We start from the raw sequence: 19,033 nt of genomic DNA on the forward strand, positions 1-19,033 counted from the left end.
ACAAGTATTAGGGAGACAAAATATTCAAAGTAAAAATGAAACAAGTTTAAAAAACAAGACGGTATGGTCCAAAATGGTTAAACGGAGAAAAGTAGTTTTAACAGCATGATTGCAGCAAAATTTGCGGGTTGTGGAAACGCGACAACGTTAAACATCCAACGATGCATAAAGACATCAGTTACTGAGTAAACGTTATTATTCGCTTTGAGTGTCACAACGTAATAATTCCAAAATAATCATTTTATAGGAGTGTAATCATGTTAAAAAAGTATTTTAAATTAGTACTAGGATTAGTTGCTCTAACAGTAGTTTTGGCTGCATGCAATTCATCTCAAACTAGCAAATCTTCTAACGCTAGCAACTCTTCTAAGAAGAGTCCAACCGTTATTGAGTATTGGTATCCAAACGCAGAAACACAAGGCGGAAAAACAGTTACTGAATTGATTAACAAGTTTAACACATCGCAAGATAAAATTGTTGTTAAGGGCGTATATAACCCAGGTATGTACCAAGGTCTAATGAAAAACTTACAATCTGCAGCGGCTGCAGGTAAGTCTCCAGCTTTAGTACAAATTGGTTGGTCGTATAGAGAATATTTTTCTAATAATTTTAAATATGTAGAGCCTCAAACAATCATCAATAAATATTATCCAAATGATAAAAACTTTTTAAAAGAAAAATACGCAAGTAATATTTTAAATTTAGCAGTTAACAACAAAGGAGCTCAAGTAGGGCTACCCTATTCACTAAGTGTTCCCGTTCTTTATTTAAACATGGATATTTTAAATAAAGCAGGTATCAATCCGGATGATTTGAAAACATGGGAAGCTGTTGCAAAAGCTTCAGAAAAAATAACTCAAGTTACTGGGAAAAAAGGGCTATACATTGCTGAGGCAGCAGATACTTGGAACGTTCAACAAATGATGGAAAGTAATGGTGCGAAAACTCTTACTAACGGTAAAGCGTCATTTGATAGTAATGAGGGAATCGCTACATACAAATTTTATCAAGATTTAGTTAAAGGCGGCAGCGCATTACACATTGGTGTTGACCAAGGTCAACAGGCATTTATTTCTGGAGATGTAGGTATGGCTCATTTAACGATTGCACAAAGAAAAAATGTTACCCAAAATGCAAAATTTAAAGCAATTGCAGTTCCATCTCCAACATTTGAAGGAAAGACATTAAAGGTTCCAGCAGGGGGTTCTTTCTTGGCAATTACTACTGATAAAGAAGAAGAGCAAAAAGCAGCATGGGAATTTGAAAAATTCTTATATGAATCAGATAGTGTAGCTGCCTGGACGCAAGGTACAGGATATCTTCCTGAAACAACAGATGCTACAAATAATAAAGAACTTGCATCTTTAATTAAAGACGATAATATGTTTGGCGCAGCATATTCAACCTTAAACAATCTTATTCCTTGGGCACCGTTCCCTGGAAACTCAGGTCTTCAAGCAGAGCAAATGCTTATTGATACGAGAGATCGTATTTTAGGCGGCGGAGATGTAAGTACGGAACTGAAGAAAACTCAAGATGCTATTAATGGATTAATCAAATAGGTTCTTGAATGTTAATAGGAAAATAGGTTACATACAGCTAATCTATTTTCCTATTTTAAAATGTTAAGCATAATGTTGGAGGACAATATGTTAGTTAATTTTAAAAAGATACAATGGAAAACAATCTTGCTTTTAACACCTGCAATCGTGATTCTTAGCCTATTTGTACTTTGGCCAACTCTGTATACACTGTACTTAAGTTTCTTTGATTGGAATATGATAGCACCTACGAAGAGCTTTGTTGGGTTAGCCAATTATACTTCTGTTTTAACGGACCCTATTACCTATAAAATATTGGTGAATACGTTTTGGTATATTGTTATTCTATTAATTTTAAATTTTGTTGTGCCTTACATTTTTGCTTTCGTACTTCATTTATTAATACGAAACTTTAAAAATTTCTTTAAGTCAGCATTTTTCCTTCCATCTTTTATATCATTAGTGGTTGGATCGATTTTGGCAACTTGGATACTCAATCCTATTTCCGGACCAGTAGCACGAATTGCTCAATCTATCGGTTTATCAATACCAAATTGGAGCCAAACGCAAGGTTTAGTTATTGTCGTAATTAGCTTCGTTGTGACTTGGAAAGTATTTGGATATAATTTCATAACCTTATATGCAGCGATTTCAGGTATTTCCAATGAAGTAATCGAAGCAGCAAAGATTGATAATATTCCAAGTTGGAGAATCTTAAAAGATATTGTCATGCCGATGAGTGGTTCAACAGGTGTTTATATCCTCATTATGACGATCGTGACAGGTTTGCAGTATGTTTATTCGCCAGTAAAAGTAATGACTCAAGGGGGACCTGATTCCGGAAGTTCAAACTTGATTTATCAGTCGTATCATCAGGCATTTGAAATATATAGCACTGGGACTTCTGCAGCATTTTCTATGCTGACATTATGTTTGTTTGTGTTGCTGCTGTTTTTAGAGTTTTGGTTTGTAGAGAGAGGGGTCCACTATGAAAATTGAGAGTAGATTACCTTCCGTTATTTGGACAGGGGTATTTATAGTGGTTGTTATGATTTGGCTGATCCCAATTTTATTTGCATTGGGAACTTCGTTTCGAACCTTACAGGATGTATATAATAATGTACTTGCTATATTTCCTGCTTCACCAACCTTTGAAAACTACAGTCAATTATTTCAGCAATTACCGTTGTTCCAAATTATCTTGAATAACTTTACGATTGCGTCAACTGTAACGATTTTAAAATTAGTAACCTCATTTTTAGCAGCCTATGCCTTTGTTTACTTTAATTTTATAGGAAAGAAATCTTTGTACTTTTTATTAATTGCAACGATTTTTATTCCATTTACTGTAACGATGGTTCCTAACTATATCATGCTCTCAAAAGTTGGGTTAACGGATCATCTCTTAGGTGTTATTTTACCTCAAATTGCGGATGCAGCGGGGATATTTTTATTCACTCAAGTAATGAGATCGATTCCGTATTCGTTAATCGAATCTGCAATGCTTGATGAGATTGGCCATTTTAGAATTATGAAAGATATTGTTTCACCACTCATAAGACCACAAATTACATCAGTAGGAATTTGGTTTTTCGTGAATTCTTGGAATGAATTTGTCTGGTCGTCATTGATTTTAAAATCAAAAGAAAGTTATACTTTGCCGCTAGCACTACAGATGTTTATTAGCTCTGAAGGCGGTACGAATTTTGCGGTAGCCATGGCTGTGTCAGTGATTACCATGTCAATTCCACTATTACTTTATCTGATTTTCCAAAAATATATTATTGGAACATTTACATCATCGGGAATTAAATAGGAGGAATAAAGAATGGCAAATATTAGGTTTGAAAATGTGAGAAAATCATACGGAGATAATGTGGTTATTGACCACTTGAATTTTGAAATTCATTCAGGTGAACGTCTCGTGTTGTTAGGTCCTTCAGGTTGTGGAAAATCAACCATTTTAAGAATGATTGCTGGTCTGGAAGATGTTACTGAAGGCGATCTTTACATGAGAAATGAGCGGGTAAATGATATTCCGCCAGGTAAGCGTAATGTTGGAATGGTTTTTCAAAATTACGCATTATATCCGCATATGACTGTTAAAGAAAATATAACGTATGCTCTTAAAGTAAAGAAGCAGCCCAAAAATGAAATTGAAAAAAGACTGGATGCAGCAGCTGAATTTCTTCAATTAAAACAGTATTATGACAGAAAGCCGAGTGAACTTTCCGGTGGTCAAAGACAAAGGGTAGCATTGGCAAGATCTGTCGTTAAGAATAGTGATTATTTTTTATTGGATGAACCACTTTCTAACTTAGATGCTCAATTGAGAATCTCAGCTCGTACAGCACTTATGGATATTCATAATCAATTTAAACAAACCATGGTTTATGTTACGCATGATCAAATTGAGGCAATGACGTTTGGCACTAGAATTGCCTTGTTAAATAAAGGAGTATTACAAATGCTTGATACTCCAGAAAATGTTTATCATCGTCCAGCAAATATTTTTACTGCAAAATTTATTGGAAATCCACCTGCAAATATTTTAGAAAATGTACAATATTCAAATGGAATTCTACATATTGGAAAGCAGTCCATTAAGCTAAGTGAGGATTGGAAGCAGTATCTTGAAAAAAGTGCTTCCAATACATTCGTTTTAGGCATCCGTCCTGAACATATTCAATTAGCAAAAACACCTATTGAAGGAAGTATTCGTGCAAAAGTAAAACATTCAGAAAACCAAGGAAGTAATTTTGCCATTCATTTAGATGTAGAAGGTAAAATGTAATTGCAATCGAGGAGTTTAATGTTTTTAAAGATGGTGAAGAAGTATTCGTCAATATTACGATGGATCAAATCCATTTCTTCGACAAAGAAACAGAAAAAAATATTGGTTATCCGGAAAGTATCATTTTGAAAAAGAAAGCGGCAAGTGGAATAGAAAGTGATGTTCTTGAAAATTATCAAACTGAAAAAATTGCAGTTATCAAATAGGGGGGACAGACATGAATCAATTATCATTTATTCAGTTATCCGATACACACTTTAGAAATAACTATCTTAATGATCCGCTGGAAGAAGTTTTTAAAGGAGTTATAAATCCAGCAGAAAATCTTGTTGCTATACTTAGAAATATTGATTTTAAAGAAATAGATTTTATTGCTATTACGGGAGATCTTGTCCATGATGGGAGCTCGGAAGACTATAAATACTTAAAAGGGCTAGTGGAAGACAATATTCCGTTTGGTTTTCCGGTATTTTATTGTTTAGGAAATCATGATGATAAACAAAACTACTATCAAGGCTTTTTTAATATCCAAAATAAATCCGATTCATTAGATTATATGGAAGAGGTTAATGGATATCGACTTATTTTCTTAGATACTTCCGTTGACGATTATCATGAGGGAGTTATAACCGACACACAATTAGACTGGTTAGAGGAAATCTTAAAAGAAAAATCAGAAGCTGGAACACTATTATTTATGCACCATCCATTAGTCTGGAATGGTGATAAAACAACAGAAGTATCTGATCGATTATTTGATATTCTTAAGAACAGTGACATTATTAGTATTCATAGTGGACATCTCCATTACGCAGGCATTAATCAAATCGGGAAAATACCGCAATTTTCAATTGAAAGTCTTGCATTTGGTGTTCATAATTCAAAAGATATGGTGAATTATACAAGCCGAAATTCTTACAATTATTTTTCACTTCGTAACCAAGAAATCTTTTCACATCCTATTCCTGTAAATCCTCAAGAGAAGATTATTTGGGCTCTGACTCATGAAGAAAATAAAAGACATACTGCTGAACATTATGGAAAATAATTATTTGATTTTAAGGAGAATCTACAATGTATCTAACAGACTATCACCATCACACTGATAATTCATTTGACTCTCAAGCATCTATGAAATCGGTATGTGAAGCAGCGATAAAGAAAGGTATTACTGAAATCTGCTTCACCGAGCATTTCTCTGTCAATCCTATGGCGGTAACCTATGGTCATATGGACTTTACACGATATTTTTCACAAATTGAAGAATGTCAACATGTTTTCGAAGATCGTTTGAAGATTAAAGCAGGACTTGAATTATGCGAGCCACATTTATTACAAGAAAAATATAAAGAACAATTAGAAGGGCTTTCACTAGATTTTATCCTTGGTTCTGTACACAATATTGAAAATCAGGATATTAGATCTTTAATGATAAATAAAGAACCAGTACCGCTTTATCAAAGATATTTTGAAGAAGTTTATCAATTAGCTTCATATGCGAATATTGATGTAATTGCTCATTTTGATTTGATGAAACGATACGCTGTTGACTTGGATTATTTAGGTAAGTATGATTTTAATCTATTTAAAGAAATATTAATCGAAATTCTAAGAAAAGCAATTAACAGAAACATTGGTATCGAGATTAATACCTCCGGATTATCTAAAAAGGCTTTAAATGAGACACTACCTTCTATGAAAGTATTAAAACTATATAAGGAGTTAGGCGGAGAAATTTTGACGATTGGTTCAGATTCTCATAAAGCCGCTACAGTAGGGTCACATTTAGAAATAGCTTTAGATATGGCTAAAGAGGCAGGTTTCCAGTATATTTACACATTTAATAGAAGAGTACCTAAACCTATAAAAATAGATTTGTTTCCAAGTAGTACGAAACATTCCAAATAAAGAAGAGAATGTATTACTTCAAACAATTACCGTTTCAAATAAAAACTCGGTAGTAAGAGTCCTGTACTATACAGAACTCTTACCACCGAGAAACATCATAATCACATCTTAATAACCAACTTCAACCGATGCGATAACGATGTACATCATATCATTTTTATCTCCCTTTTCCTCTAGGAGAATCCCGCTCGTTGTCATCATTCCGCCGTCCATAACTTCCACCGTTACGATTCCAAATGGTAATGTTTTTTTAACAGCTTCAATATCAAGTTTCTCTTTATCACAAGGAACTGCCAATTTTACATTTACTCTCATATTATCTCTGTTGTTTCCTGGCAGTACAGACCGAATCCCAGGCATAGAATTATAGTGAATCGCATTTTTTATAGCTCGAATGGCTGCAGTTGTAACATTTTGACCATGAACATCGATTCCCATCCCTGTTTCAATAAACATGATTTTTTCCATAATAGTTTCCTTTCCTTTCATTCTTTTTTCAATTTTATTTTACTCTTATCGTTTTTTCTTTGCATTTGTAATGTCGAATTCCCAAAAGGATTAATCATCATAACGTATACGATCTTTACCTTCAATGATTAACTCAAGTTCTGTCAAGAAGTTAAGTTCAAGCGGTGCAGGTAAGCGTTCCGTAATTTCTTTGATTTCAATAAGATTTTCTGCCTCTTCGATTGTAGCGGGAGGTTGTTCTAAATGCTGATACCATGCCTTTAATGCATCAATAAACTCATAAAAATGCATCTCAAATCGTTCGGCACTATCTTCACTTTCATCTTCGGAGGCTTTCTTCATCATTTCCCAATCTTCAAGAGCAACTTCCAATTTCTTTTTAACATCATCTATCACATAATCACTCCTTGGTTTTTGGTAGTTGCGTAAACTGATAAATTGCTTGGATATATAAAATACTTCGAAATAAAGCTATATGGTTAAAAGTATACAAAAGTAAACATAGTAAGACAAAGAATCCGATTACTACTATGAAGTAATTGAGCAATTCATAAAATGGAGCGTTGACGGGATTTCTAGCTGGCTATTCACTCGTAGAGAGTCTAGATCAAATATTATCTAATAAAAGCTATATTAATTTGTGCTTCAGTACTAATGAGGAAAATGAAGGGAATTATTACTAGGTAATTAAATGGAAAAGTTTTAGCCATAATAATAAGGTGGAGACGATGCCTATTTTTTTTTTGGAAAAAGAAACACCAAGGAAAAGGTAATCCTTAAAAACTTAAAAAGGAGATGAGTGGGATGGCTAGAGACAAAGAAGAAGACTATCTTACAACTGCCCCCAAAAAACAGCAAGTTATGATAAATACTGAAAATACATTCCCGGACATGAAAAATATTCCAGGCAATTCGGTTGATGAGCATAGGAGTTTGGAGGAGGCTAATGCCATCATCGCTCAGAATGAAATCGGTCAACAAAATGAAAATCTTTAATGCGTTGTAAACAAATGAGCTTTCACTCAAGGGCTTCATTTGACCACAAAACATGTAAATGACCTAAAAAAAGCCTATAAATAATAGGCTTTTTTAGGTATTCATACTTTTTTGTCTTGTTTGGCTTTTAATCATCACATTGATAAGTAAAACAATCACATCAACTAGGGGACACATAATCCCAGTTCTCATGAGTTCCTTCACAAGGGAAGAAGATAATTATCTCTTTAAGCCCTCAAGTATGATACGCATTATTTTTTGATTTTCCAATACAAGGTCAAAATCAATATCGGTAATGCACCAATCGAAAAGGGTTGCACGTATACACCGTGTAATTGCCTTGGTAATCTCGTTTGCTGAAAGATCCTCTTTGAATTCTCCAGCTTTTTGTCCTTCATTTATAAACGTATGAACAATCTTAAAAAGGGCTCTATTTTGATCTAAAAAATAATTATGAGTTGGCGAAGCGTTTGTATATAGGGTTCGAAACAAGCCACTCCCCCAATGATCCCTTATAAAAAGCATTTGGGATTCAGAAAAATTTAACAATTTTTCACTAGCACTTGCATCTTTAGGGAGTGACTTAGCGATTTCTGAATAAAACTCATCGATTTCCTTAAATCTTTCATAGAAAATTTCATATTTTGAGCTAAAGTGCGTATAAAATGCACCTTTTGATGTACCGCTTAGCTTAACGATTTCATCGACAGTAATATCATCAAAGGACTTCTTGCTAAAAAGATCTAAAGCCGCTTCTAATATCTTATTTTTTGTTTGTCTTGCTTTTACTTTTCTGGGAGTTAAACCTGACATGCTATAAATCTCCTTAATCTAACTGTAATGATTTGGGTTAGTAGTCTATTAGTATGTAATTTTAACATAAATGAATCAAATGATGCGAATCAAGAAAGAAAATTTTTACAATTGGCTATGTGAAAGCTTGTTGTTGGTTTATCAATAGAACTTTTTAAACTTATACAGTAGGAAGGGAAAAGTATTGTTGGAAAAATTATTGTTATATAGAATATATTGACAATTGTAAGCGCTTAAATTAAACTTTAAATACAGACTAAGGTCTCGGACTGTGGTCTGCTAATAGAATAATTTTCTTCTTCAAAATGGCTAGCTAGTTTATAAGTCTACTAGTTGAAATGACAGATGTGTTAGGTGATATTTCTGATCTTTAGGAGGAAATGAAACAATGGGAAAAACAGTAATTGTTAGTGCGGCAAGAACGCCTTTTGGAAAATTTGGAGGAGTTTTCAAGGAAATACAAGCTGTAGATCTAGGTGGGATCACGATTAAGGAAGCATTGGTTCGTGCCGGGATTCAAGGGGATCAGGTAGACGAAGTGATCATGGGGATGGTTCTGCAAGGTGGTGCGAAACAAATTCCTTCGCGACAAGCAGCTAGAAAAGCGGATTTGCCTTGGGAAGTTCAGACTGAAACGATTAATAAAGTATGTGCTTCTGGTCTTCGCAGTGTCACATTAGCAGATCAGATTATACGAGCTGGAGATGCTGACGTCATTGTTGCTGGTGGAATGGAGAGCATGAGCAATGCGCCTTATATTCTGCCTAATGTACGCTTTGGTATGCGTATGGGTGATGGAAAAGCGATAGATTTAATGCTAAATGATGGGCTAACCGATGCCTACGATGGACTACATATGGCAGTTCACGGCAGCAATGTTGCCGCCGAATATGAGATTTCACGTGAAGCGCAGGATAACTGGGCACTGCGCAGTCAGCAGCTTGCGCTTAAGGCTATAGAAACAGGTAAGTTTAACGAAGAGATCGTAGCTGTACCAGTACCGCAGCGTAAGGGTGAACCGATTCTAATTGATACAGATGAATCACCGCGTGAAACATCCATCGAGCAACTACAAAAATTGCCACCTGTTTTCACAAAAGATGGATCGATTACTGCTGGTAATGCTCCTGGAGTAAATGACGGTGCCGGTGCGATGGTTTTGATGTCAGAGGAGAAAGCAGCACAACTGGGCAAAAAGCCACTTGCCACAATAATTGGCCATGCTGCTGTAGGACAAGAAGCGCCATATATCGCTACAACCCCGGGCCTTGCTATAAATAAGCTTTTAAAGAAAACAGGATATACGATTGATCAGATAGATTTGTTTGAAGTCAATGAAGCATTTGCTGCTGTTACGCTTACAAGTGAAAAAATTGCTAGATACGATCTTGAAAAAGTAAATGTTAATGGAGGAGCAATAGCATTCGGTCATCCGATTGGCGCCAGCGGAGCGCGTATTATCATGACATTAATTTATGAACTGCGCCGTCGCGGTGGTGGTCTCGGCATTGCAGCAATCTGCTCAGGAGCTGCACAGGGGGACGCAATTCTTGTGGAAGTACGATAGATAATCAAGAAATAAGAGATTGATAATACCGCCCGTAAATATGTCAAAGCTAGCTGGTTGGAAAAATCAAGTCTTGGATTCTACCAATATAAATAAATGAAAAAGAAGTAGAAGAAAAAGTAGACCTAGAAAGGTAGTGGAAAATATGTGTTTGGAGTTTACAGAAGAGCAAGAGATGATGCGAAAAATGGTTCGGGATTTTGCAGAGAATGAAATTGCCCCCTTTATCGAAACAATGGAAGAGACGGACGAATATCCATTGCAGATTATCCGCAAGATGGGTGAATACGGCCTGATGGGTATCCCAATTCCACAAGAATATGGTGGAGTAGGCGCAGACTTCACCTCCTATATCCTAACGATTAATGAGATTGCCAAGGTTAGCGCCACTGTCGGGGTAATTTTATCGGTTCACACCTCTGTTGGGACGAATCCGATTCTTTATTTTGGAACGGAAGAACAAAAGCAAAAATATATACCGAAACTGGCATCTGGCCAGTATATTGGAGCTTTCGCATTAACAGAGCCGAGTGCAGGTTCGGATGCAGGAAAAATACGCACTACCGCAGTGAAAAAAGGCGATAGATATATTCTAAATGGCTCCAAAATCTTTATTACGAATGGCGGGGCTGCTGATACGTATATAACGTTTGCCGTAACCAATCCTGATGCAGGGACTCGAGGCATTTCTGCATTCATTGTTGATAAAGATACCGTGGGCTTCTCTGTAGGAAAAAAAGAAAAGAAAATGGGGTTACACGGTTCCAATACAACGGAATTAATTTTTGAAAATGCGGAAATTCCCGCAGAAAATCTGTTAGGTCAAGAAGGAGAAGGATTTAAAATCGCCATGGCTAACCTAGATGCAGGTCGGATTGGTATCGCTGCACAAGGCCTAGGAATCGCTGAAGCAGCCTTGGATTACTCCATTCAATATGCGCAGGAACGGATTCAGTTTGGAAAGCCAATCGCGGCAAACCAAGGGATTTCCTTTAAAATCGCCGACATGGCTACAGAGGTAGAAGCAGCTAAGCTTCTCGTGTATCAGGCGGCTAAGCTTCGCAGCCGCGGCATTGCATGTGGAAAAGAAGCTTCTATGGCCAAGCGATATGCTACGGATACAGCCATGAAGACAACTACAGAGGCAATCCAAATTTACGGAGGCTATGGCTATACAAAGGACTATCCGGTTGAACGGTTATTCCGTGACGCAAAAATAACACAAATCTATGAAGGAACCAATGAAATTCAAAGAGTAGTCATTTCAAAATATATTTTAGAAGATAAAAAGAATGCAACGAGAGACATTTCTACGAAAAAGCAAACTACTCCAGTGTAAAATGCAACACAAATTTAGCCCCTTTGTACAGACATAATGAGCGAAAAATACATTTGCCTACAGATAGGAGCGAAAGAAGTATGAAGGATAAGCAGTGTTCTTTAAAAGAGGCAGTGCAAAGCATACCAGATGGCAGCATGATAACTTTCAGCGGATTTACCATTTGGCGTCGTCCGATGGCTGCCATCTATGAAATGATTCGCCAAGGTAAAAAAAATCTTCATCTTATCGAGGTCAATTCCGGAACGCATTCTGAGATGCTGATTGGTGCTGGTGCTGTATCAATCTGGGAATCGTGTTGGAGCGGCCATGAACTGTACGGAAAAGTTCCTTATTGTTTAGGTAGGAGTATTAAATCAGGAGAGGTTATTGCGGAAGATTACAGCCATCAACACATTCTTTACCGAATGCAGGCCGGAGCAACAGGAGTTCCTTACCTTCCTACATGGGCCTCACGGGGAACGGACATTTTAAACCCCGATTATGACATGCTCGGAAAAGCAGGCTTACGGGATGGACTGAACCCGCACATTCCTCGTCAAAAGTTTGCGTTTGCACAAGACCCTTTTTATGATGAAGGAGAAATCGTTCTTGTTCCTGCTGCCAAACCAGATGTATGTATCCTTCATGTGCAACAGGTAGGGGAAGAGGGAACCGTCCGGGTGAAGGGGCAGACCTTTTCCGATGAACAAGCCGCTAAGGCAGCCGATAAAGTCATTGTTCTTGCTGAAGAAATTGTTCCTGAGTCCTATCTAAGGGAGAACCCAGACAGCAACTTGCTCCCTAGTTATTTGGTTGATGCCATTGTAGAAGTTCCTTGGGGTGCCCATCCAACCGGTATTTACGGCTGTTATGATGTGGACGGTGCCTTTATTCATGAGTTTGCAACCGCTTCTAAAAATGAGTCCACCCTGGCAGCATGGCTCGATGAGTGGGTATATGGAGTCGACAGCCATGAGGAATATTTGGATAAGCTGAATGTCTCTCGTCTTCTGGACTTGAGGGCTAACAACTATTATAAATACAGTACGCGAGCAAAAAGGGGGAGTAAGTAATGGAAACAGTAAAGATTCAAAATAACTCTTATGCATCCCTTGGTGAGTATACGTCTGCCGATTTGCTTGCCGTGGCTGCTGCCCGAGAAGTGAACGATCATGAGGTTGTTTTTGCCGGCACCGGACTTCCGATGCTCGCAATCATGCTAGCAGCTCAGACCAATGCGGCGGACTGTAAGGTCATTTACGAGGCTGGAACAATCGATTCTAAGGGTTCCTCTCTCCCTTCGTCCGTTGGTGATCCTCGCTGCGCTACGGGCTGTTCGGTTGCCTCCGGGTTAATGGATGTTTTCAATCAGTTACAAAGAGGAAAAGTTGATTTAGCATTCTTAGGCGGAGCAGAAATCGATCAGTATGGGAATGTGAATACGACTGTTGCAGGAGATTACTTAAATCCGATTGTACGTTTCCCTGGCAGCGGAGGAAATTCCGATATTAATTCTCTGTCGAAACGAACAGTCTTCATGATGGCCCAAGAAAAACGACGTTTTAAAGAACAAGTAGACTATCTTACCTCACCTGGATGGCGTGTCCGTCAATGGCCATCTGGTGAATGGGTGCACCGTCGTCAAGCTTACGGCAAAAAATTTATTGGTGGTCCTACCGCTGTTATTTCGAACATGGCAGTGTACCGCTTTCATGAAGAAACTGGACTCATGTATGTAGATACCATTCATCCAGGGATTACAAAAGAAATGCTGCAGGAAAATACCGGGTTTACCCTTGACTTCTCCCGTTGCCAAGGAGAAACCAAACCTCCAACCTATGAAGAGTTGGATATCCTCTATCGCGTGGTCGACCCAGAAGGGATCTTCCTTACGAAAAAGTAACACATAAAACGGTGGTAAGAGTCCTGTACTGTACGAAGCCACTGAAAAGCTTGCGTTATTTATAAATCAATTTTTTTGTCTATTTATTACTCTTTTTCATTCAGAAGCTTAAAGATTCTTTTTAGATTGACAGCGAATATCGTCGTTGCTCCCTGAATGTGCATGCTTGAATTTAGAAACTGGACAAGCAACAAGAAGTTAAGGATCCCATCTTTCCATAGTTGGCCATAAAACAACCTAAAAAGGTTGTTTCAGACTGTAGACAAACTCGAAGAAATTCGAGCTTGTCTACAGTCTTTTATCTTTGCGTGCCCGGCAAGCCGTTAATTGCTAATTGGTGAAAGTCCAATCTGAGTAAGTGCCAAGACGCTCAGTAGCTGACAGGCAACTGGTGAAGAAATTCTAAGGTTGAAGCTCCGTGATAACTCTCTAGAAGAGTGCTAGCAACCTACAAGAAGGAGGCAAAAAGTGGAAATAATTAATGAATCAGATTTTGGCGGTACGCCGTATCAAAAATTATTGAAACACAAAGCAGGTTTTAGGTTGCACTTGGTGAGGTTTTAGAAACACCGTTTCAGGTTAGCAAAATAAAGAAAAAAACCATTCAACTTAAGAATGGTTTTAGTGGTAGATAAGAGAATTCAGAACAATATTGTTTAAGAAGCCTGTAAACTCGATCTATATAGAATTCCTATTATTAGAAGAAGTATAGAGACGAACCAAATGGCTTTATTACCAATAACTTGAATTAAAAATGCCCCGCTTAAAACACCAATTACAAAGCAAGCGATAATAATCATCAATTTGAAAAACTGAATTGCTGCTTCCTTGTCTCCTGTGGTGATAGCGGAATAAATGGATTTCGTTGCGGTCAATAAATTACCTGTTATCATTGTATTGCTATAAGCCAAGTCAGAGATTTTTCGAAAATAAGAATATTGAAGGGATGCAGCAAAAGAAAGCATGAATGTTACCGCAATATTCGGAAATGTGGAAGGTAACAAGCCAATGATTGTAAAGAACAACATTTCCAATAAAATAATGGTTTTTCCTGATATCCCACACAGCCTTAGTTTCTTCTGGCGTTTCAATATTTCTGCAACCACAACTCCTATCATAAAGGCTATGATAGGGAGAATGTGAAGTAAAGCTTGATATAGATTTCCCTGAATCAAATTAATTCCAAATAAAACGAAATTTCCAGTTTGGACATTAGCAAATACTCCGCCTCTCGTTACAAAAGCATATACGTCCAAAAAACCACCTATCATTGTTAATAACATTCCAAAATAAATGGAGTTTGAAGGTAAAAACTTGGGATTTAATTTACCATTTGCACTAAATATTTTATACATCATTTATTCCTTCGTTCTATGTCATCGTGTTGTACCAGAAAAAGTATTCTATACTTTCTCATTCTGGGTGTTAATAATAACTCCTAACCAAAATACATCAAAAAAATTTATAATTACCATTTATATATACAGTAGAAAATCAAATTATTGTTTTGTTGAATGAATCAGACCAAAATTATCAATTAGTTTAAAGGCTTTATTCACAAAAATTAGGCTTGAAAATTTTTTGTTTAACAAAGGGTGCAAGAGTTAAACATTTAGGTCGATGCGATGATCCTTCTTTCTTGTTGTACTAACAACTGGCTTTCGTGAAATATTGAACATAATAATTTAGAGCACGATTTAGGTCTTGATATGTTAATCACACCTTAATAACCAACTTCGACCGATGCGATAACGATGTACATCATATCATTTTTATCTCCCTTTTCCTCTAGGAGAATCCCGCTCGTTGTCATCATTCCGCCATCCATAATTTCCACTGTTACGATTCCAAATGGTAAAACTTTTTTAACAGCATCAATATCGAGTTTCTCCTTATCACAAGGAACTGCCAATTTAACATTTACTCTCATATTATCACGATTGTTATCAGGAAGTACAGACCGAATACCAGGCATAGAATTATAGTGAATCGCATTTTTTATAGCACGAGTTGCTGCAGTCGTAATATTTTGACCATGAACATCGATTCCCATTCCTGTTTCAATAAACATGATTTTTTCCATAATTCGTTTCCGTCCTTTCATTCTTTTTTCTATTTTATTTTACTCTTTTCGTTTTTTCTTTGCATTTGCAGTGTTCGAGTTAATCCCGCTTAATATAGAGCTTGAAGATATTCGTTTTGAGATAATCTAGTGAATAGAAGACAGGATTGTCATTAAAGTCAAAATGAAGCTGTTTTAACAGTATGACCTCGTCACCAAGTTTGTCCGCGGCATTTCGGTCCATGTCGCTGGAGTTGCTTAGCGCACAAATTTCTGTTATTGCATAAGCAATGCTAATTCCCATTCTATGTTTGAGAAAATCAAAGATTGATCCGGAAAATCCTTCGTCAAAGTGGTTAGAGGCGAGTGTCTGCGGAAAAATATTATAATAAAAGGCTACCTTTTTCCCGTCTGCCGTTCTGGAACGTTCCAATACAACAACAGGTTCATCAATCAACAATTGTTTTTTCCATTCTTCCTCAGGATGGCGCGTATAAATATTGATATCCGATTCACTCACCTTATATCCTTCGTTATTCATCATTTGGCCAAGGCTTTGGAGCCTGCTTAGCGGATTAAGGATAAAATCAGAGTTGTCGTTTACATATGTGCCGACTCCGTTCTTACTGATGAGGATTTTTTCCCACTGCAGCATCTTAAGCGCTTCACGGAGTGTGGGACGGCTAACATCAAATTTTTTCGCCAATTCTGGTTCGGAAGGAAGCCTTTCTCCTGGTTTAAATTCTCCTTGTCTGATCCTGCTTTCAATTTCTTCTTTGATTTTAAGATAACGCGGTTTTTCCTTCATCTCTGTTTTATTCCTTTCGGTACATTCGCAATAGATATCATTTTGCCATGTCTAGCATTCTAAGTATATAAAATTGACTGTATATTTACAATTTACTAAAAAAGGAATACATAAATTTAACATTTTATGGATTGAACTTGATAGGGGGCTTGTCTAAAATGAAGATGTCAGACAGCTATAAAAATACAAATAAAAAGGGGGAAAATATTTTTGAGGAAGATCATTGCAAGTTTGATGTCTGTACTGATACTTGCTGGTTCTTTGGTTGTTAGTCCGGCTACTACTCATGCCGCCGTAAACTATTCAGACTTAGCTGCACATTGGGCTCCGCAGATTTTTCAGGATGTCAATGCTGATCTTAACGTAAGAGCAGATTTTATCACGAACTTCAATTATGATGGCGATTATTTAGCGCTTAACAACTGGGACAATCTCGACAACTACAATGAAAATGGTTATGTCTATTACAAAGTATCTGAAACAAATACGCATTACTTCATCGAATACGACTTGTTTCATGCAAGAGATGATGCTTATACTGCGCCTCTTGATGCGCATGAAAATGATTTCGAAGGCTTAATCCTTGTTATTAGGAAGGATGGCTCGACCTATGGACAGTTTCAGTTGATGGAAACGATGGCGCACAACCAGTGGTATGATTATACGAATGATCCGAACATTACATCAGGTTCAGACAACGTTGACGGAGGTGTTCTGTTCAACGGAAGCCATCCTCAAGTATTCTGCCAGGCGAACGGCCAGAGTCCGAGCGGCGGTCATGGTGTACATGCTTACGACGGTTCTTCTGCCCCCGGCGGTGACGGTATTGTATACGATTATACGGGTACAGCCCAATTTCCGACTAATACGTCAGGGAGTTACATGAACCATTACGGCTACGCATTGGTTGAATGGGGAGATCTCTGGAACAGAAGAAATGACCCGAATATTTTCTCTTCCTGGGGCACGTTTGCAGGTGATAATAATACCCCAAATTCTGCAAATGCACCGTGGGGTTGGGATGACAAAGATGACGGCCCTACCTTCCAAGGGTTTAACTGGTCAGACCCGGCTCACCAGGTGGATGTACATCTAGGCGGACTTGGCACTTTTTCACATAGTTATGTTTACAACCCGTATTACTCCCATAAAATTGTGCTCGTCAACACCCAGAGTATGGCGAACCGTGACCCATTCGGCGGCAGCAGCGACATTTACCTCAAGGCATACGTTAACGGTCAAGGCCAGACAGACGCCAGGTTTTGGAAGAAAAACGATGCTCCTTTGTATCAGAATTATAATATCTCCTTTGGTGCGAATGACGCAGAATTCGGCCCTAACTTCTCAGAAAATTACAACACTATCTTTGTAGCAAAACCTTCTAACACGAATGTTGAAATTCATGTATATGATTCAGACGGAACCTCCGGCGACGACGATATGGGTTATGTATCGGCTGTCGTAGCCCCTGGAAACTCAGTAACATGGAATAATGTCGTTACAAGTAATGGCCAAGCAAAAGTATCTGCATATGTGGAAGCAAAATAACTAAATTTTCACAGCGGGAATGTGAATCTATTAAAAGCCTGTCATGAGGTTTCTAGACATCAATTTCAAAAAGGATGGTAGCGATGAAAAAAGTAACGAGTATGGTCTTAATGTTATCTATTTTGGTGTTGATGCTTGCCGGTTGTGGATCAAATGATTCAACGAGTGCAAGTGCAAGTAAGGACAGCAAAGGATCTTCGAATAATAACAGTTCAGCACATATTACTTTAAACGTAGCAACCGCAGGGGATACCAATATGGCGGATTTACAAACGAAACAAGTTGCACCTGATTTCACTAAAGCACATAGCAATGTAGAGGTTAATGTCATCGGTACCGGTCCTGGAGACGCTGGTTCCAGTAAAATCTATGATAAATTAAAAGCTCAAAAAGATGCAGGAAAAACAGATTGGGATATTGATGTTGCAATCGTACATCAAAGCATTATGCAGCAAATGATTAAAGACGATCTTGTTGAAAAGTGGGTTCCAATGTCAGATAACAAGCAATATGTAACATCTCCAGACAGCAAAAACAGTTTAGGTACAAATGTTGATGGTTATGTCATTCCATTGTTCCACAGCCAGGTTGCGATTGCCTACAATCCGGAAAAAGTCAAACAGGTTCCACAAAACTTTGACGAGCTTGAGAAATGGATTAAGGAACATCCTAAACAGTTTGGTTACAACGGAATTAAAAATGGTATGAGCGGTGTTGCGTTTTCTACAGCGTTTCTTTACTGGAAAACGGGTGATTATAAGCAATTAACTGAAGGCCCTTACGACAAAAAGCTGGAAGATAAATGGCCTGCTGTCGTGAAAGAATTGAAATCCCTTCCAGTAACTTATACAAACGGGAATAATGGTACGTTAGATATGTTGAACCGCGGCGAAATCGATATGGGACCTGTATGGGTAGACATGTTCAACCTTTGGAAAGATCAAGGCCGTATGAATCCAAACCTGCACTTGAAAGTCACAGATCCTGGACTGCCAGGACAGCCAATGTATATTGTTATTCCTAAAAATGCTAAAAACAAGGATATGGCCATTAAATATGCAGATAACTTAGCATCACCTGAAACGCAAGCCAAAGTCATTGTTGAATTTAGCAACTGGTATCCTGGAATTGAGGCGAATGCCGTTCTTCCTAAAGTATCTCAACAAGGTAAAGATAAATTATTTAAGGATGTTACATCGGAAGATTTAACGAAGCGTGGTCAATCTTTCCCAATCACAGAATATTTCACAGACCTTAACAAAGCCTTCGAGTAAAATGAAATGATTATTTTAGGGGGAGAAGAA

At 37.6% G+C, this 19,033-nt stretch carries 19 protein-coding genes; 13 read left to right on the forward strand and 6 right to left on the reverse strand.

What is annotated here, in order from left to right; translation table 11 throughout:
* Positions 1-257 precede the first annotated feature (257 nt).
* The 6 genes from ACM5BR_RS00425 to ACM5BR_RS00450 all read left to right on the forward strand — a co-directional run bounded on the left by ACM5BR_RS00425 (position 258) and on the right by ACM5BR_RS00450 (position 6,243).
* Positions 258-1,562 carry an extracellular solute-binding protein gene (locus tag ACM5BR_RS00425; protein ID WP_416825220.1) on the forward strand — a complete coding sequence of 435 codons (1,305 nt, stop codon included), beginning with the start codon at positions 258-260 and terminating at the stop codon, positions 1,560-1,562.
* 87 nt (positions 1,563-1,649) lie between these two features.
* Positions 1,650-2,540, forward strand: coding sequence for a carbohydrate ABC transporter permease (locus tag ACM5BR_RS00430; protein ID WP_416825221.1), 891 nt, complete (start codon positions 1,650-1,652; stop codon positions 2,538-2,540).
* Positions 2,530-3,357, forward strand: a complete 828-nt coding sequence (locus ACM5BR_RS00435; protein WP_416825222.1) for a carbohydrate ABC transporter permease — start codon at positions 2,530-2,532, stop codon at positions 3,355-3,357. Before ACM5BR_RS00430 ends, ACM5BR_RS00435 begins: the two co-directional genes overlap by 11 nt.
* Before the next feature lie 12 nt (positions 3,358-3,369).
* Positions 3,370-4,335 (forward strand): ABC transporter ATP-binding protein, encoded by a 966-nt coding sequence (locus tag ACM5BR_RS00440; protein WP_416825223.1) that lies wholly within the window; start codon positions 3,370-3,372, stop codon positions 4,333-4,335.
* A 217-nt stretch (positions 4,336-4,552) separates the two neighbouring features.
* Positions 4,553-5,383 carry a metallophosphoesterase family protein gene (locus ACM5BR_RS00445; protein ID WP_416825224.1) on the forward strand — a complete coding sequence of 277 codons (831 nt, stop codon included), beginning with the start codon at positions 4,553-4,555 and terminating at the stop codon, positions 5,381-5,383.
* A 26-nt stretch (positions 5,384-5,409) separates the two neighbouring features.
* The gene (locus ACM5BR_RS00450) at positions 5,410-6,243 is read left to right on the forward strand and encodes a histidinol-phosphatase HisJ family protein (RefSeq protein WP_416825225.1); all 834 of its coding nucleotides are present in this window, start codon (positions 5,410-5,412) and stop codon (positions 6,241-6,243) included.
* Between the two features lie 108 nt (positions 6,244-6,351).
* Here ACM5BR_RS00450 and ACM5BR_RS00455 read toward each other — a convergent pair whose 3' ends face one another.
* On the reverse strand, positions 6,352-6,711 hold the full coding sequence (locus ACM5BR_RS00455) for a Lin0512 family protein (protein WP_416825226.1): 360 nt from the start codon (positions 6,709-6,711) through the stop codon (positions 6,352-6,354).
* Between the two features lie 90 nt (positions 6,712-6,801).
* The gene (locus ACM5BR_RS00460) at positions 6,802-7,107 is read right to left on the reverse strand and encodes a hypothetical protein (RefSeq protein ID WP_416825227.1); all 306 of its coding nucleotides are present in this window, start codon (positions 7,105-7,107) and stop codon (positions 6,802-6,804) included.
* Between the two features lie 408 nt (positions 7,108-7,515).
* On the opposite strand from ACM5BR_RS00460, the gene ACM5BR_RS00465 reads away from it, so the two are divergent.
* Positions 7,516-7,707 (forward strand): hypothetical protein, encoded by a 192-nt coding sequence (locus ACM5BR_RS00465; RefSeq protein WP_416825228.1) that lies wholly within the window; start codon positions 7,516-7,518, stop codon positions 7,705-7,707.
* Positions 7,708-7,926: 219 nt separating this feature from the next.
* On the opposite strand, the gene ACM5BR_RS00470 is transcribed toward ACM5BR_RS00465, so the two are convergent.
* Positions 7,927-8,520, reverse strand: a complete 594-nt coding sequence (locus tag ACM5BR_RS00470; protein ID WP_416825229.1) for a TetR/AcrR family transcriptional regulator — start codon at positions 8,518-8,520, stop codon at positions 7,927-7,929.
* A 388-nt stretch (positions 8,521-8,908) separates the two neighbouring features.
* Between ACM5BR_RS00470 and ACM5BR_RS00475 the strand changes: the two genes are divergently transcribed.
* The 4 genes from ACM5BR_RS00475 (at position 8,909) to ACM5BR_RS00490 (ending at position 13,311) form a co-directional block, all read left to right on the forward strand.
* Complete coding sequence (locus ACM5BR_RS00475; protein ID WP_416825230.1) at positions 8,909-10,087, forward strand: acetyl-CoA C-acetyltransferase; 1,179 nt, start codon at positions 8,909-8,911, stop codon at positions 10,085-10,087.
* Between the two features lie 151 nt (positions 10,088-10,238).
* The gene (locus ACM5BR_RS00480) at positions 10,239-11,426 is read left to right on the forward strand and encodes an acyl-CoA dehydrogenase (protein ID WP_416827802.1); all 1,188 of its coding nucleotides are present in this window, start codon (positions 10,239-10,241) and stop codon (positions 11,424-11,426) included.
* A gap of 80 nt (positions 11,427-11,506) precedes the next feature.
* Positions 11,507-12,481, forward strand: coding sequence for a CoA transferase subunit A (locus tag ACM5BR_RS00485; RefSeq protein ID WP_416825231.1), 975 nt, complete (start codon positions 11,507-11,509; stop codon positions 12,479-12,481).
* The gene (locus tag ACM5BR_RS00490) at positions 12,481-13,311 is read left to right on the forward strand and encodes a CoA-transferase subunit beta (RefSeq protein ID WP_416825232.1); all 831 of its coding nucleotides are present in this window, start codon (positions 12,481-12,483) and stop codon (positions 13,309-13,311) included. Before ACM5BR_RS00485 ends, ACM5BR_RS00490 begins: the two co-directional genes overlap by 1 nt.
* A gap of 656 nt (positions 13,312-13,967) precedes the next feature.
* Here ACM5BR_RS00490 and ACM5BR_RS00495 read toward each other — a convergent pair.
* The 3 genes from ACM5BR_RS00495 to ACM5BR_RS00505 form a co-directional block, all read right to left on the reverse strand.
* Complete coding sequence (locus ACM5BR_RS00495; RefSeq protein ID WP_416825233.1) at positions 13,968-14,669, reverse strand: YoaK family protein; 702 nt, start codon at positions 14,667-14,669, stop codon at positions 13,968-13,970.
* A gap of 365 nt (positions 14,670-15,034) precedes the next feature.
* Positions 15,035-15,394, reverse strand: coding sequence for a Lin0512 family protein (locus ACM5BR_RS00500; protein ID WP_416825234.1), 360 nt, complete (start codon positions 15,392-15,394; stop codon positions 15,035-15,037).
* A gap of 79 nt (positions 15,395-15,473) precedes the next feature.
* Positions 15,474-16,181 (reverse strand): GntR family transcriptional regulator, encoded by a 708-nt coding sequence (locus ACM5BR_RS00505; protein ID WP_416825235.1) that lies wholly within the window; start codon positions 16,179-16,181, stop codon positions 15,474-15,476.
* Positions 16,182-16,391: 210 nt separating this feature from the next.
* Between ACM5BR_RS00505 and ACM5BR_RS00510 the strand changes: the two genes are divergently transcribed.
* Both ACM5BR_RS00510 and ACM5BR_RS00515 read left to right on the forward strand, forming a co-directional pair.
* Positions 16,392-17,729 (forward strand): hypothetical protein, encoded by a 1,338-nt coding sequence (locus ACM5BR_RS00510; protein ID WP_416825236.1) that lies wholly within the window; start codon positions 16,392-16,394, stop codon positions 17,727-17,729.
* A gap of 110 nt (positions 17,730-17,839) precedes the next feature.
* Positions 17,840-19,003, forward strand: coding sequence for an extracellular solute-binding protein (locus ACM5BR_RS00515; protein ID WP_416825237.1), 1,164 nt, complete (start codon positions 17,840-17,842; stop codon positions 19,001-19,003).
* Positions 19,004-19,033: the final 30 nt, after the last annotated feature.

It is taken from the genome of Ectobacillus polymachus, assembly GCF_048159605.1.
Lineage (GTDB): Bacteria > Bacillota > Bacilli > Bacillales > Bacillaceae_G > Ectobacillus > Ectobacillus polymachus.

What these genes read in the sequence shown, in the direction of transcription:
- ACM5BR_RS00425 (WP_416825220.1), top strand. Translation starts at nt 258, where the DNA reads ATGTTAAAAAAGTATTTTAAATTAGTACTAGGATTAGTTGCTCTAACA.
- ACM5BR_RS00430 (WP_416825221.1), top strand. Translation starts at nt 1,650, where the DNA reads ATGTTAGTTAATTTTAAAAAGATACAATGGAAAACAATCTTGCTTTTA.
- ACM5BR_RS00435 (WP_416825222.1), top strand. Translation starts at nt 2,530, where the DNA reads ATGAAAATTGAGAGTAGATTACCTTCCGTTATTTGGACAGGGGTATTT.
- ACM5BR_RS00440 (WP_416825223.1), top strand. Translation starts at nt 3,370, where the DNA reads ATGGCAAATATTAGGTTTGAAAATGTGAGAAAATCATACGGAGATAAT.
- ACM5BR_RS00445 (WP_416825224.1), top strand. Translation starts at nt 4,553, where the DNA reads ATGAATCAATTATCATTTATTCAGTTATCCGATACACACTTTAGAAAT.
- ACM5BR_RS00450 (WP_416825225.1), top strand. Translation starts at nt 5,410, where the DNA reads ATGTATCTAACAGACTATCACCATCACACTGATAATTCATTTGACTCT.
- ACM5BR_RS00455 (WP_416825226.1), bottom strand. Translation starts at nt 6,711, where the DNA reads ATGGAAAAAATCATGTTTATTGAAACAGGGATGGGAATCGATGTTCAT.
- ACM5BR_RS00465 (WP_416825228.1), top strand. Translation starts at nt 7,516, where the DNA reads ATGGCTAGAGACAAAGAAGAAGACTATCTTACAACTGCCCCCAAAAAA.
- ACM5BR_RS00470 (WP_416825229.1), bottom strand. Translation starts at nt 8,520, where the DNA reads ATGTCAGGTTTAACTCCCAGAAAAGTAAAAGCAAGACAAACAAAAAAT.
- ACM5BR_RS00475 (WP_416825230.1), top strand. Translation starts at nt 8,909, where the DNA reads ATGGGAAAAACAGTAATTGTTAGTGCGGCAAGAACGCCTTTTGGAAAA.
- ACM5BR_RS00485 (WP_416825231.1), top strand. Translation starts at nt 11,507, where the DNA reads ATGAAGGATAAGCAGTGTTCTTTAAAAGAGGCAGTGCAAAGCATACCA.
- ACM5BR_RS00490 (WP_416825232.1), top strand. Translation starts at nt 12,481, where the DNA reads ATGGAAACAGTAAAGATTCAAAATAACTCTTATGCATCCCTTGGTGAG.
- ACM5BR_RS00495 (WP_416825233.1), bottom strand. Translation starts at nt 14,669, where the DNA reads ATGATGTATAAAATATTTAGTGCAAATGGTAAATTAAATCCCAAGTTT.
- ACM5BR_RS00500 (WP_416825234.1), bottom strand. Translation starts at nt 15,394, where the DNA reads ATGGAAAAAATCATGTTTATTGAAACAGGAATGGGAATCGATGTTCAT.
- ACM5BR_RS00505 (WP_416825235.1), bottom strand. Translation starts at nt 16,181, where the DNA reads ATGAAGGAAAAACCGCGTTATCTTAAAATCAAAGAAGAAATTGAAAGC.
- ACM5BR_RS00515 (WP_416825237.1), top strand. Translation starts at nt 17,840, where the DNA reads ATGTTATCTATTTTGGTGTTGATGCTTGCCGGTTGTGGATCAAATGAT.